The sequence below is a fragment of the Cellulophaga sp. HaHaR_3_176 genome, assembly GCF_019021925.1.
Classification (GTDB): Bacteria; Bacteroidota; Bacteroidia; order Flavobacteriales; family Flavobacteriaceae; genus Cellulophaga.
This window is the reverse complement of the sequence record NZ_CP058990.1, coordinates 254668-269584: the sequence shown is the minus strand read 5'-3', so window position 1 is coordinate 269584 and position 14917 is coordinate 254668. Positions and strand designations below refer to the sequence as shown.

At 33.9% G+C, this 14917-nt stretch carries 14 protein-coding genes; 4 read left to right on the top strand and 10 right to left on the bottom strand.

The window, feature by feature from the left end:
- Positions 1–71 precede the first annotated feature (71 nt).
- Positions 72–620: a ClpP family protease gene (locus H0I23_RS01230; RefSeq protein ID WP_013551063.1), complete on the bottom strand. Its 549-nt coding sequence runs from the start codon at positions 618–620 to the stop codon at positions 72–74.
- Positions 621–741: 121 nt separating this feature from the next.
- On the opposite strand from H0I23_RS01230, the gene H0I23_RS01225 reads away from it, so the two are divergent.
- On the top strand, positions 742–1422 hold the full coding sequence (locus H0I23_RS01225) for a hypothetical protein (protein WP_216784661.1): 681 nt from the start codon (positions 742–744) through the stop codon (positions 1420–1422).
- Between the two features lie 149 nt (positions 1423–1571).
- On the opposite strand, the gene kynU is transcribed toward H0I23_RS01225, so the two are convergent.
- On the bottom strand, positions 1572–2840 hold the full coding sequence (gene kynU, locus H0I23_RS01220) for a kynureninase (RefSeq protein ID WP_216784660.1): 1269 nt from the start codon (positions 2838–2840) through the stop codon (positions 1572–1574).
- A 37-nt stretch (positions 2841–2877) separates the two neighbouring features.
- Entirely contained in the window at positions 2878–3366 is a 489-nt protein-coding gene (locus H0I23_RS01215) for a GNAT family N-acetyltransferase (RefSeq protein WP_216784659.1), read from the bottom strand.
- A 59-nt stretch (positions 3367–3425) separates the two neighbouring features.
- Here H0I23_RS01215 and H0I23_RS01210 point away from each other — a divergent pair, with 59 nt between their 5' ends.
- Positions 3426–4067: an O-methyltransferase gene (locus H0I23_RS01210; RefSeq protein ID WP_216784658.1), complete on the top strand. Its 642-nt coding sequence runs from the start codon at positions 3426–3428 to the stop codon at positions 4065–4067.
- On the opposite strand, the gene H0I23_RS01205 is transcribed toward H0I23_RS01210, so the two are convergent.
- The 7 genes from H0I23_RS01205 to H0I23_RS01175 all read right to left on the bottom strand — a co-directional run bounded on the left by H0I23_RS01205 (position 4033) and on the right by H0I23_RS01175 (position 10363).
- A complete protein-coding gene (locus H0I23_RS01205; protein ID WP_216784657.1) occupies positions 4033–4605 on the bottom strand; it encodes a phosphatase PAP2 family protein in 573 nt (190 codons plus the stop codon). The genes H0I23_RS01210 and H0I23_RS01205 overlap by 35 nt on opposite strands.
- Before the next feature lie 3 nt (positions 4606–4608).
- Positions 4609–4890 (bottom strand): twin-arginine translocase TatA/TatE family subunit, encoded by a 282-nt coding sequence (locus H0I23_RS01200; protein WP_216784656.1) that lies wholly within the window; start codon positions 4888–4890, stop codon positions 4609–4611.
- A 144-nt stretch (positions 4891–5034) separates the two neighbouring features.
- A complete protein-coding gene (locus H0I23_RS01195; protein ID WP_216784655.1) occupies positions 5035–7344 on the bottom strand; it encodes a M1 family metallopeptidase in 2310 nt (769 codons plus the stop codon).
- A gap of 66 nt (positions 7345–7410) precedes the next feature.
- The gene (locus H0I23_RS01190) at positions 7411–7917 is read right to left on the bottom strand and encodes a DUF6702 family protein (RefSeq protein WP_216784654.1); all 507 of its coding nucleotides are present in this window, start codon (positions 7915–7917) and stop codon (positions 7411–7413) included.
- Between the two features lie 48 nt (positions 7918–7965).
- On the bottom strand, positions 7966–8718 hold the full coding sequence (locus tag H0I23_RS01185) for a carboxypeptidase-like regulatory domain-containing protein (protein WP_216784653.1): 753 nt from the start codon (positions 8716–8718) through the stop codon (positions 7966–7968).
- Positions 8719–8796: 78 nt separating this feature from the next.
- Positions 8797–9609 carry a carboxypeptidase-like regulatory domain-containing protein gene (locus H0I23_RS01180; protein ID WP_254073630.1) on the bottom strand — a complete coding sequence of 271 codons (813 nt, stop codon included), beginning with the start codon at positions 9607–9609 and terminating at the stop codon, positions 8797–8799.
- Complete coding sequence (locus H0I23_RS01175) at positions 9602–10363, bottom strand: carboxypeptidase-like regulatory domain-containing protein (protein WP_216784651.1); 762 nt, start codon at positions 10361–10363, stop codon at positions 9602–9604. The genes H0I23_RS01180 and H0I23_RS01175 overlap by 8 nt, the downstream gene beginning before the upstream one ends.
- Before the next feature lie 165 nt (positions 10364–10528).
- Here H0I23_RS01175 and pepE point away from each other — a divergent pair, with 165 nt between their 5' ends.
- Together pepE and H0I23_RS01165 are read left to right on the top strand one after the other, a co-directional pair.
- Positions 10529–11221: a dipeptidase PepE gene (gene pepE, locus H0I23_RS01170; RefSeq protein ID WP_216784650.1), complete on the top strand. Its 693-nt coding sequence runs from the start codon at positions 10529–10531 to the stop codon at positions 11219–11221.
- 157 nt (positions 11222–11378) lie between these two features.
- Positions 11379–14915 carry a hypothetical protein gene (locus H0I23_RS01165; RefSeq protein WP_216784649.1) on the top strand — a complete coding sequence of 1179 codons (3537 nt, stop codon included), beginning with the start codon at positions 11379–11381 and terminating at the stop codon, positions 14913–14915.
- The last annotated feature ends 2 nt before the right edge of the window (positions 14916–14917 follow it).

The following is a 14917-nucleotide window of genomic DNA, read 5'->3' as shown; positions in this document are numbered from 1 at the left end:
ACTCCATAAAATAAAAAAGTCCTTTACTAAATTAGTAAAGGACTTTTTTATTTATAATGTCTTTAGAATTTCTATTCTAAAATACCATCTACAATACCGTATGCGATAGACTCTTCAGCTCCCATCCAGTAATCTCTATCAAAATCTTTCATAACACGATCGTAATCTTGACCACAATTATCAGCTAGTATTCTTGCACTAAGCTCTTTTGTTTTAATAATCTCTTTAGCCTGTATTTCTATATTTGAAGCCTGACCTCTTGCCCCTCCACTAGGTTGGTGAATCATCACCTGTGCATGTGGTTGAATAAAACGTCTACCTTTTTTTCCAACAGATAAAAGTATAGATCCCATTGATGCTGCTAAACCAGTACAAATTGTCGAAACCGGACTTTTTAAAGATTTAATAGTATCATACATTGCAAAACCAGAAGTAACATAACCTCCAGGACTATTAATGTACAATTGTATCTCTTTATCGTTTTGCATATCTAAGTACAATAAACGATCAATAACATGCTTTGCAGAATCGTCATCAACCATTCCCCAAAGGAAGACCTTGCGCTCTTCTAACATTTTTTCGTCTATAGCCTCTTGTATTTTTCCTTTTTTTGAACTCATTTTTTAAAATCTTATTGAATATCAAAATTAATCAAATTATCGGGATTTATAACGCTCAAAAACTTACCGATTTAAATTTTATACTATAAAAGCCGTTATCTTTGATTAAAAACGCTCAAAAATGAAAAAAATTACTAGCCTAGCACTTCTTTTTGTGCTTATAGTTGTTAGCTGCAAAGACGATAAAAAGCAAGAAGAAACTGCTGCTATTCCTAAGGTTGAAAAAACAATTTTAGAAAAGGTTGCTTTTGCTCATGGTTTTGAAAACTGGAAAAAAGTAAACGAAATAAAATTTACTTTTAATGTGGAAAGAGATACAACACACTTTGAGCGTGATTGGATTTGGCATATTAAAGAAAATGATGTGACTGCAAAAGATGCTAAAGAAACCATTAGATATAATAGAAATTTGTTAGATAGTATTACTAAAAAAACAAATGGAGGTTTTATAAATGATAAGTTTTGGTTGCTTGCTCCTTACCAATTAATTTGGGATCAAAACAATTTTAAATACGAACATGCAACCACTACTGAAGCTCCAATAAGCAAAAATCAAATGCAAAAACTTACTATTGTTTATAGCAATGAAGGTGGTTATACGCCAGGTGATGCTTATGACTTTTATTTTAACGATGACTACATCATAAAAGAATGGGTTTTTAGAAAAGGAAACCAGACAGAACCTTCTATGGCTACAACTTGGGAAGATTACAAAGAGTTAAATGGTTTGAAAATTGCACAAACACATAAAAATGCAGAAGGCAATTTTAATTTACACTTTACAGGTTTAGAAGTAAAGTAATAATTTTAGGAGCTTCTTTTTTTAAAATAAAAGAAGCTCCTAGTATCAAATAGTAAATTTAAACTAGCAAAAATCCAAGCTGGCCTAAAATAACGAGGGTAGAGAGAATTAGCCTTAGTGATTTCATTTAAAATTTAGCTGTTTGTTATCTACTTCTCTAAAATGCCTTTCTTTAAAAGCTGACCAAATCGGTACATATCTTCATAAGAGCAATAAAATGGTGCTGGCGCTAAACGAATTACATTCGGTTCTCTCCAATCGGTAATTACGCCATTTTTCATTAAAAAATCGAATAACTCTTTTCCGTGTCCGTGTAAAAAAACAGATAACTGGCAACCTCTATCTGCAGGTGTAATAATCTCAAAAGAGCCATCTACCTCAGCATCAATTTCATGAAGTATAAACTCTAAATAAGCTACAATTGTAGTTCTTTTTTCAATTAAAACTTCCATACCTACTTCTTCAAACATTTCTAAAGAGGCTAAATAAGGTGCCATCGCTAAAATGGGTGCATTACTAATTTGCCAAGCATCAGCATTTTCCATTGGCTCAAACTCTGGTTTCATTAAAAACCGAGTTTCTTTTTTAGTTCCCCACCAGCCTTCAAATCTAGGTATGTCTTCTTTTCCTAAATATTTTTCATTTATGTATATCCCAGAAGCGTGCCCTGGGCCACTATTCATATACTTATAACTACACCAAGCAGCAAAATCTGCTCCCCATTCGTTTAATTTAAGAGCCACATTACCTACACCATGAGCCAAATCCCAACCTACAAAAGCACCAGCATCTTTACCCGCTTTTGTAATGGTTTCCATATCAAAAACTTGCCCGTTATAATAGTTTACACCGCCTATTAAAACTAATGCCAATTCGTCTCCAACTTCTTTAATTTTTGCTAAAACATCTTCTGTTCTCCAATGGTTTTCTCCTTCACGCTTTTTAACTTCAACAATAGCATCATCTGGGTTTAAACCGTGAAAGCGAACTTGACTTTTAAGCATATATTGATCAGACGGAAAGGCCTTTTCTTCACATAAAATTTTAAATCTTTTTTGAGTAGGTCTGTAAAAGGAAACCATTAATAAGTGCAGATTTACAGATAAGGTATTCATTACCGAAACCTCTTCCGTTTTTGCACCTACTACTTTTGCCAATGGCGCTGCCAATCGTTCATGATAATCCCACCAAGATTTATCGGCATGAAAATGACCTTCTACAGCCAATTCTGCCCAATCAGTCATTACTTCATCAACAAACTTTTTTGTTCGCTTAGGTTGCAAGCCTAGTGAGTTTCCTGTAAAATAAATTACTTGCTTACCATTTACTTTCGGAAAATAAAACTCATCTCTATACGAATGTAATTTATCTTCTTTATCTAATTTTTGAGCAAACTCTAAAGTGTTCTGAAACTCCATGGACAATTTTCTTTTTTTCAAAATTACGATTTCAAATTTAATTTAAGTGATGGGTATTTGTAGAAGATTGCTCCAAACGCATTTCAATAATATGCTTTTTAAAACCTACTTTTTCATAAGCCTTTATTGCAGCTATATTATCATTATAAACAGTAAGGCGTATTTCAAAAATTCCTTGTGCATTTGCCCATTTTTTTAAATCATCTATAATTAAAGCATTAATACCTTTACCTCTATAATCGAGGTCTACATACATAAAATGAAAGTTTGCATAGGTGTCATGTTCTAAATAATTACTTGCATTTTTAATAACTCCAAAACCACTGCCTACTATCTTTTCACCATCTGTAGCAACTACAACTTTACTATTTGTATCTGAGAGTAAGGTTTCAATATCATAATAACTAATTGGGTCTGCAGCCAAAGTAACATCAAAAGGGCGTTCTGCTTTTACAATACTTTGTTCAAAATTTAAAAGAATAGGCAAATCATTTAATGTTGCAGTCCGAATACGTATATCACTCATTTACAAAATAGTTTTTTTCAAGTTACTATTTAATATCTATTTTTGCCAAAATAACACTCATGCATTTTCTATCACCTTTATTAGAGGATTACATTGCCAATAGTTCTGAAAACGAACCTGAAGTTTTAAAAGAACTTACGCGCGAAACACACCTAAAAGTAATTCAACCTCGAATGATTACGGGTCATTTTCAAGGTAGAGTATTAAGTATGTTTTCAAAACTGCTAAACCCTAAGCATATTTTAGAAATTGGCACCTACACTGGCTACTCTGCAATATGCCTTGCTGAAGGTTTACAAAAAAATGGTGCATTACACACTATTGATGTAAATGAAGAATTAAACAGTATGCAACGCCGTTATTTTGACAAAAGCGGATTCGGAAACCAAATAATACAACATACAGGTGATGCATTACAGGTGATCCCCGAATTAGATATAATATTTGATTTGGTTTTTATTGATGCGCAAAAAACAAGTTACGATTTGTATTTTGAAGCTGTTATGAAAAAGGTTAGGCCTGGTAGTATTATATTATCTGACAATGTACTTTGGTCTGGGAAAGTGGTAGAGCCTTTAGACCCAAAAGATAAAGCCACTAAAATTTTATTAGATTATAATAAAAAACTAAAAGAAGACCCTAGAGTAGAAACCGTTTTATTACCTGTTAGAGATGGCTTAACGATGAGTCGTGTGCTATAAACCTAAGGTAAATAGCAACAAAAAGGTTTGCAGATAAGATGCCTACAGTGGCTCCTGTAATTAAATCTACTGGATAATGTACACCTACATAAATACGGCTAAAGGCTAAAAAAAATGGCCATATATAAAATACCCATACCCACTTGTATTTATGTTTTAAAAACAAGACTATTATTGTTGTTAAGGAGAATGAAAAAGCAGAATGGCCTGAAAAAAAACTGAATCCGTTTGATGCTTTTACGATGCGTATTAATGTATTTATATTTTCGTCGATACTAGGTCGCAACCTACCCACCCACTCTTTAGTGATGCCTGTTAATGCTAAAACAAAAATTAGCATTAGAAATACAGTGGCAAATTTTCGCCAGTCTTCTTTGTTGGGTTTTTTAGTAAGTAACAGGTAAGCAAATAATACGTAAAGAGGAATCCAAGTAGAAATATTTGTCGCAAAGCTCCAAAAGTGATCGTATTTTTCAATACCGAGACTATTCAAATAAATAAAAGTTTCCCTATCCCAGGTTAACAATTTTTCGAGCATATATTACTTTCTCTTAATTACGCCAGTAACTTCATTAACGCTTTCTTTAACCTTTTCTATTTCTTTTTTAATATCCTTAGTGAAGTTTGTATCAATTCCTTGCTTGTCAGCACTTTTCTGTATTTCTTGCTTAATATCTTCTGTAGCATCTTTTAGTTGACGCATACCTTTCCCTAAACCTTTTGCTATATCAGGAATCTTATCGGCTCCGAAGACCATAACCACTATAAACATGATGAAGAATATCTCTGCACCACTGATAAATAAAAACATAGTCGTATACATGATACAAATATAAAGAGAAGTTTGTGAGTGTAATAAAAAAAATACGAAAACCTACATGCTATATTTAAACATTTAACAAATAAGAAACCCCATTTTCGAATGTATCGAAAATGGGGTTTAAACAACTATTTTAAAATAATCTTCTTAGTTTTTTTGACTTCCTTTAAATTTATCAAAATCAGACTGAACATCTTTTTTAGGCCAAGAGTTATTTGTAGTATCAATATCAGCAGTTTCTGCCTTCGGATCTACGACTACACTTACCAACTCTTTTTGTAATGATAATACATAAGAAATCTCTTTATCATTCTTTCTCCAAATTTCAGCTGGGTAGGTAATTGTTTCCATTGTACCATCACCATACGTGTACTCTACAATAAGTGGCATTGGTATACCACCTGGCTTGTTAAAAGTAACTTCGTAAAAGAATTTAGGCTCTTTAACTGCTGCTCTTTCTTCAGCAGTCATGTTATCCATCATAAATTCTTTTAAAGGCTTAGAAATTTCTGATGGTAATTTACCATTCGATTTTTCATTATAATCTTCTGTACCTTCTTCAGCTAAATACACTAATGGTGGTAAATCTTTTATATTCTGATTTCTTGCCGCTGCATATTCTTTCATTTTTGCAGTTGGCTTATCAGATACTACATATTTTTTAACACTTGAAACACCTATATCTACAAATTCAGTACTGTAGAACCAGCCTCTCCAATAGTAATCTAAATCTACTGCCGAAGCATCTTCCATTGTTCTAAAGAAATCTTCAGGACTAGGGTGCTTAAACATCCATCTGTGAGCATATGTTTTAAAAGCATGGTCAAATAACTCTCTACCCATTACTGTTTCTCTTAAAATATTTAATGCTGTTGCTGGCTTACCGTATGCATTGTTCCCTAATTGATAAACATTTTCAGGATTTGACATAATTGGAGCAATAAAATCTTGATCACCACTCATGTAGTCTACAATTTTAGATGGCTCACCTCTTCGTGATGGGTATTTATCATTTGGAGCAATTGCTTCAGGAAATGCTTCTCCGAATTCTTGCTCTGCCATGTATTGCATAAAAGTATCTAAACCTTCATCCATCCAACCCCATTGGCGTTCATCAGAATTTACAATCATTGGAAAAAAGTTATGACCTACTTCATGTATAATCACACTAATCATCCCGTATTTTACTCTATCAGAATAGGTACCATCTTTTTCTGGTCTACCGTAGTTCCAGCAAATCATCGGGTACTCCATACCTTGGTTTTTTGCATGTACCGATATTGCTTTTGAATATGGGTAATCAAAAGTATGTGCAGAGTACGAACGTAATGTATGTGCTACTGCTTTTGTAGAATACTCTTCCCATAATGGGTTACCTTCTTTAGGGTATAAAGAAACCGCCATAGACGTTTTTCCATTTCCTAATTTTACATTTTGCATATCCCAGATAAACTTACGAGAGGTTGCAAAACCGTAATCTCTAACATTTTTAGCCTTAAACTTCCATGTTTTTGTTTTTTCAGAAAAACCTTTTTCTGCTGCTTCTGCTTCTGCTTGTGTTACAATTATAACTGGCTTATCAAAAGATTTTTTAGCCATTTCATAACGGCCAATCATTTCTTTAGAAAAAACATCTTTCATGTTTTGTAAATCTCCTGTTGCATCTAAAATATGATCTGCAGGTACTGTAATATTTACATCGTAATCACCAAATGGTAAAGCAAATTCGCCGTTACCCCAAAATTGGTGGTTCTGCCATCCTTCAACATCGCTGTATACTGCCATTCTAGGAAAGAATTGTGCAATTACATAGGCGCGGTTACCATCTTCCGGAAAAAACTCATAACCAGATCTTGCTCTATCAACAGTATGATCAGGTATGTTATAATTCCATTTTACAGAAAAAGAAATTTGATCTTTACTTTTTAATGGTGTTGGCAAATCAATACGCATCATGGTTTGGTTGATGGTATAAGGCAATGCCTTACCGTTTGAGTCTTTTACAAACTCGATATTAAAACCACCATCAAAATTTTCTTTCATATACGCTTTTGCAAAAGTTTCTACTGTATTTGCAACAGGTACTGATGATCCGTTTTTTAATTTAGCCTTAGTATCTTTTGTACGAACATTTTGATCTAACTGTAACCATAAAAACTCTAAATTATCTGGCGAGTTATTAATGTAGGTAATTGTTTCTTCTCCGTAGATTTTAGCATTCTTGTCGTCCAAAGTAATATCCATTTTATAATCGGCTTGTTGCTGATAATAATTTGGACCTGGAGCTCCTGATGCTGATCTGTATGTATTCGGAGTAGAAAACTCTTCATACATTTGTTTAAACTTATTTACATTGCCATGTGGCGCAGTTTTTTCTTTAGCATCTTGTTCTTGCGCGCTAAGTATAGTCGTCGCTACAAACAATAATGCCATAAAGCAATACTTGATCTTGTACATATATGAGATTAATTTAATTAGTCGTTGCGAAAAATAAAGCTTTTTTAAGAATCTATTAACGTATTTTTAGAAGTTTAACATTCCTTTATTATTTTCTCTACCTAATACGTAGCTTTTCTTTTCATTATTTAGCTTAAAATGAACAACATTCTGCTGCTCATCAAACATACCCGTTAATACCTCGTTTATGATTGCGATAGATTTTAGTGTAGCCATTTTAACATTTGCAACTTCTATGTAACAAACAATCACATCATTATCGTACTTTTTACCTATATATGTATATTCTTTCTGCGTTCCATCTAAAAAAACTAAAAACTTAGATTTCAGGTATTTTTCAACGTAATAATCAACATCTTCTATTTCTTTTTTAGTTGCCATTTTTGTAGAGACCTCATACCTTTCTTCAAGCGCTTTTTCTAAATCATCAATAAAAATACGCGTTGTAATTTGTATGGCTTCATCTTTATCTGAATACATAACATTGGTAACACTTACGTAAAATTTATGTGCTGCGGTAAATGCTATTAATGGCAATACTAGTAGTAATAGGCTTTTTTTTAATGTTTTCATTCTTTGTTATTATATCGTTTTTAAAACAAATGGTGTGCCAAAAATAAGTTATTCTACTTCGTTGTTCTCTAAAAAAGTAACACTCTTATCATCTAAAAAATTCCAAATTTTTAAAAGATCTTTTTCTTCCATTAAAGTTTTAAAAGTAGCATCTGTTTCGCAATAATATCTAAACTTATGTACATCAGAAGCTGGTATTTTTAAATCTCGCTCTAAAACATCATCTGGGTAATACGATATTAGTTCATCAATCAGAGCATCATTATCGTAATTCACAACGGCTTTTTCTAACATTGCTGTTCGTCCAGATATTCTATTTAATAATTTATGTGTATTAATTATAAAACCAATTGGCGTTACAATGAACATCACTCCCCTATCTGCTTCTTCTAGCTGAAGTTCTTCATGGGTTCTCTTTTTCATAAACGCATTAGGTAAACCTAATGATACTGATGTAACTACATCTTGTTTTAAATTATTTGCATCTTTTGATAAATCGCCCGATAAGTTATACGGCATAACCACTACTTCATCTAATGCATTTTCGGCCTCTTGCATTAGTACAACAATACTTTTTGTAGCTAATAAGGTTTGGGTGATGGTAAATTTTTTCTCTTGTAGTTGTATTGCTGAAAAAACGAGGGTATCATTTAAACGTACTGGTATCGAAAAATAACCATAGGCATCGGTAATTGTAGCTTTTTGGGTAGTCGTGTTTTGTACGTGAATACCATCTACATCATTATGCTCAACTTTTACATTACCTCGCAAAAAAACAGTTTGCTCTTGTGCATTGCTCACAAAACAAATGAGTATGCAAGTAAGTAGTACACTAAATTTGAGTTGGCTTGTCAAATGATATTTAGGTTAAAGGTTACTTCACTCCTTTTTAAAATCTGCTGCTGTTATATTAAAACCTTCTGGTGTTTCTATATTATTATTTTTTCGGTATAATACGCTTTTGTTGCGCAAAAACTCCCAAATCTTTATTTTATCATGTGTATCTACAATTCCTGGAAACCTAGGGTCTACTTCACAGAAGTACATAAAATCGTCAATTTTACCTTCTTCTATATTCAATTCGTTCTTGTAAGCATACTCCGAATAAAAATCACGAACACGTTCTGTTCTGGCATAAGTCTGCTCTCTTATCATACGCTCTCTAGTATCTTTTCGCCTACCTGTTAACATGTTTAATAATGCTGTGGGACTCAAAAAACCGCCAGATTTCGCTTGCATATAATCTCGTTCTGCTTTTGTTTTTCGGGTTACGAAAGAGTTTGGCAGCCCTAATGTTGATGCGACTATCACGGGCCTACCATTTTGTGCATCTCGCGATAAATCGCCCGATAAATTATAAGGCATTACCACAATTTCTTCAAGCACATTCATTGCAGGCTCTACATATATAACAATACTTTTTGTGGCTAAAATATCGGTAGTTACTACAATCTCTTTTCTTTTAAATTGTACTGCCGAAAATACCAAAGTATCATTAAGCTTTGCTTCTATTTTAAAATCACCATCAATATCTGTAATTGCAAATTTATCAGAAGTTATGTTTAATACATGTGTAGCTGCAACATCACCGTCGGCACTAGACACTTTACCACTAATTTCTTTATTGAATAAATCTTGAGCATTTACAACACCAACACCTATAAAAAAGCAAACAAAAAATAGTTTACTCATCTTCATTTATGCTCTTCTTAAATTCTTTACTCTGAGTTACTAAAAAATCAATCAATTCAAACTCATTTGTTTTTTTCAATAGCGATTGTTCTGGCAATCGAGAATCGCAATAATATAAAAAGGCGTTTATTTTATCTTGTGGTAATTGCAAATCGTTTACAAAAAAAGAATCGTCGTATACTTGGCGTAACACATCGCTAACCTTCATCTTCTTTTGCTCTACTACCTCGCCATTTTCGCCTTTTAATCCTTTAGCTATAGCTTTATAAATATTTTTTAGATTCAAACCGTTTTGCATACCGCGCTCTGCTTCTGACAAGGCTACATTTTCAACTTCGGTAGTACGGTCAATTTCATAAGTGTACTGTTTAAACTCTTCGTTTTTAAGTTTCAAAAAAGCTTCTTGGTTTTCTGGGCCAACAACCACCTCATCTAATTCGGTAACTTTTTCGTTTACTTCTACAACCAACCTATTGTTATCTAAAATATCTTGGGTAATAAATACGCGCTCTATTTGGTAGTTTAGAGCCATAAAAACAAGTTCGTCTCCTAGTTTTACATTAATGGCATATTCACCCTGTTTGTTCGTAATAACTCCTTTTTCAGTAGTTACATTAATTACATTTTCGTTTTGAACGCTACTGTTTCTGTACAATACTTTACCTCTTAAAAGTGCGCGACCATCTTCATCATCTTGGCTAAAACCAAAAAAAACACTAAAAACGGTAAGTATTAGGAGTAATTTTTTTTTCATAAGTAAACTATATATTATTGTAATTCGTAAGTACTATAAAGATAATTCTTTTATACTAGAATAATTGTGTAAGTCTAAAGTTGCGTATAAAGAAAACGCAACTTGCCTTTAAAAAAAAGATATGCACCATTAAACTTTTGTTAATTTGCATTTAAAAAAAACGATTTGAAAAATTTAATACTTGCCAGCACCTCTACTTTATTTGGCGAAAACTACCTCGCTTATTTATTAGACGAGTTAAAAGATTTTTATAAAAATCAGCATACAATAACATTTATACCCTTTGCTAGGCCAGGTGGCATTACACATGATGCGTATACAGCTATTGTTGCAAAAGCATTTACTACTATAAATAAAAGTGTAATTGGCTTACACAACTATACCTCGCTTGCTAAAGGTATTGAAGATGCTGAAGGTATTTTTACTGGTGGCGGTAATACTTTTTTATTGGTAAAACAATTGCATGAACAAGGTTTAATGCACCTTTTAAAAGATAAGGTTGAAGCAGGTACCCCATATCTAGGCACTAGCGCAGGTAGCAATATTGCAGGTGTAAACATGCAAAACACAAATGATATGCCTATTGTTTACCCACCTAGTTTTGATACTCTAGGGTTGGTTAATTATAACATTAATGCACATTATTTAGATCCTGACCCAACAAGTAAACATAACGGAGAAACTAGAGCTACTAGAATTAAAGAATTTCACTTTTTTAACACCACACCTGTTGTTGGTTTACGAGAAGGAAGCTACATTCGCGTGCAAGATGAAAAACACACCTTAAAAGGCCCTTTTGATGCTCGAATTTTCAAACAAAACGAAGCTCCTTTTGACGGAAAAAACCTACATTTTTAACTACAATAAACAGTAAACAAATCTGTTTTTAATGTAGTTAAAGTGCAGTAATGCATCAACTTAACTAATGCAATTGCATTTTAACTTATAAAAGAGGTAGTTTCTCTTGCAAATAGTACTTTAGTCATTTATAAACCCCTAATAAGTTTTTAAACTTATGCGAACATTCTATAGAAATTTTATAGTTACCCTCATTTTATCAATTACCAGTACTTTGGCTGTTACGGCACAAGTTAAAATTGGTACCAACCCACAAACCATAGATGCATCATCTGTTTTAGAGTTAGAAAGCACTACGGGTGCCTTTGTAATTCCGAGAATGACGACACTACAAATGGAGGCAATTTCGCCAATTGAAGGTGCAATGATTTATAATACAGAAGAAGAATGTCTGCATTATTTTGATAGTAATGGGGTGTGGATTAATATTTGCGAAGCTTTTGGTAGTAAACTAACCTTTACGAGCGATGCTGTTAGTAACCCAAACAACAGCAATACCATATCAATAACGCAAGACCCTGATGATGAAAACATTTACAATTTTGAAGTTTCGACCATAAACGGGAGTAACATACAACCTAGTGTTGTTGCTGCGATACACATTGCAAACGATGCTATTACTAATAGCAAGCTTGCTGATGGTGCCGTACGTGGTGTTAAAATTGCTGATGAAGCAATTACACCTCGTAAAATTGAACCTGGAGGTGCAAGTACAGTACTACAGACCACTGCTGGTGGCCTTGTTTCATGGGCCCCGTTAGATGTTACAACGGTTAGCGGTAGACCTTTAAATTCAGATGGTTCTATATCTGTAACAGGTGCTGAAACAGATGTTGCTCTTTTAAGAGAAGTTACGTTAAGTGTTGCTGTTGATGGTATTACTACTAGTAAAATTTTAGACGCAAATGTTACTGAGGCTAAACTAGACAAAGCAAACATACCACTAAGTGGTTTTGCTCCTGCTGCAGCTGATGTAGATTTAGGCACAACAAGCAAACTTATAAATGTTGCTGACCCAATTAATAATCAAGATGCTGCTACTAAAGCCTATGTAGATGCTGCTGTTGGTAGTACAAATACTTTAACAGATGGTACTATTTTAGTTGGTGATATTGGTGATGTAGCACAACAAGTATTAGTAAGTGGTGATGCTACTTTAGATAACGCTGGGGTATTAACTATCGCTGATGATGCTATTAATACCGATAAAATTTTAGATGGTGCTATTAGTACTAATGATATTGCCGATAACACAATTACTCCTGAAAAATTAGCTGCTGGTACTGATGATAATCAAATACTACGTTATAATAACACTTCTTTGGCTTGGGAACTAATTGACCAAGGCTCTGTAGCTATTACAGAAACAGATGGTGTTATTGGTAATGAGGTTACTGGTGTAACACCTGGTAATACAACATTAACCCTTTCTGGAACAGAAACTACTACGGACCCGTTAACATTAGCGGTTAGTACTGCCGGTATTACAGATAATGAATTAGCAGATAATGCGGTTACAAATACAAAAATTGCTGATGATGCTGTAACATTAGATAAGATTGCCGATGCACCTGCTAACGTAGGTAGCTTTTTGGCTGTAGGGCCTTCAGGAGCTCCTACTTGGCTTAGTGCAACTGATTTTGTAGACGATGACACTGTTGAAATTAACGCCTTATTACAATTACAAGTAAAAGATGAAGGTATCACACCAGCTAAAATTGAACCTAGCACGAATGACGGTGAAGTTTTGACTACTGTTGGTGGTGCAACGGCTTGGACCGCTTTACCTACAGATGCTAATACAGAATATACTGCCGGTGAGGCTTTAACTTTAACAGGTACGGTTTTTTCTATTGAAGATGGAGATGTATCTACTGATAAAATTGCTGACAATGCAATTACATCTGCTAAAATTGCAGATGCAAATGTTACCGAAGTTAAAATTGCTCCTAGTGGAACAGATGGTCAAGTTTTAACTACTGTTGCCGGTGCAACGGCTTGGACCGCTTTACCTACAGATGCTAATACAGAATATACTGCCGGTGAGGCTTTAACTTTAACAGGTACGGTTTTTTCTATTGAAGATGGAGATGTATCTACTGATAAAATTGCTGACAATGCAATTACATCTGCTAAAATTGCAGATGCAAATGTTACCGAAGTTAAAATTGCTCCTAGTGGAACAGATGGTCAAGTTTTAACTACTGTTGCCGGTGCAACGGCTTGGACCGCTTTACCTACAGATGCTAATACAGAATATACTGCCGGTGAGGCTTTAACTTTAACAGGTACGGTTTTTTCTATTGAAGATGGAGATGTATCTACTGATAAAATTGCTGACAATGCAATTACATCTGATAAAATTGCAGATGCAAATGTTACCGAAGTTAAAATTGCTCCTAGTGGAACAGATGGTCAAGTTTTAACTACTGTTGCCGGTGCAACGGCTTGGACCGCTTTACCTACAGATGCTAATACAGAATATACTGCCGGTGAGGCTTTAACTTTAACAGGTACGGTTTTTTCTATTGAAGATGGAGATGTATCTACTGATAAAATTGCTGACAATGCAATTACATCTGCTAAAATTGCAGATGCAAATGTTACCGAAGTTAAAATTGCTCCTAGTGGAACAGATGGTCAAGTTTTAACTACTGTTGCCGGTGCAACGGCTTGGACCGCTTTACCTACAGATGCTAATACAGAATATACTGCCGGTGAGGCTTTAACTTTAACAGGTACGGTTTTTTCTATTGAAGATGGAGATGTATCTACTGATAAAATTGCTGACAATGCAATTACATCTGATAAAATTGCAGACGGAACAATTGTTAACGGTGATGTAAATGTTTCTGCTGCAATTGCAGGTTCTAAAATAGTACCAACTTTTGATGCAAATGTTTCGACAACTGGAACTTTAACTATTGGTGCTTTTACAATAACAAACAATATTGGTAATGCTGATCAAGTATTAACTACTGATGGTTCTGGAAATGCTACTTGGAAAGATTTTGCTACTGAAAACTTATCAAATACAAACCTTACTCAAACGAGTGGTGAGAATAGAACATATGATTTAAATGGTTTCGATCTAGTATATAACGGAACAGGTAACATTGGTATCGGAGCATTGTTTAATACAACTACAAACTTACCTTCAAATAAACTACACGTTGCTGGCGCTATAAGATCACAAGGTATACTTAATTCTGATGGAAATGCAGGAGAACCTTCTTATAGATTCTCTAATGACACTAATTCTGATTCTGGTTTTTATTTCCCGTATCAAAATCAAATTGGTGTTTCTACCGGAGGTACAGAAGCAATTCGAATAGGTAATAACCAAAACATTGGTATTGGCGATTTTACAGCAACTGGTAATACAAATCCAAATTCTACATTACAGGTTAAAGGTTCCTTTTCAACCGCAATAATAAAAACTACAGGTGATTTAACACTTACTGCAGCACATCATACTATAATAATTGATGGTAATCACAATATAACTTTACCAGCAGCAAACGGAGCAACTGGAAGAATTTATATAATTAAAACACCAACAACTGCAACTGCTACAATAACAACCTACATAAATAGTTTTGGTGAAGATAGCTCTAGTGCAACAACTAGTCCTTTACCTGCAGGCATTACCCAACTTCAAAGTGACGGTACAGCTTGGCAACAAATCAATTAAAA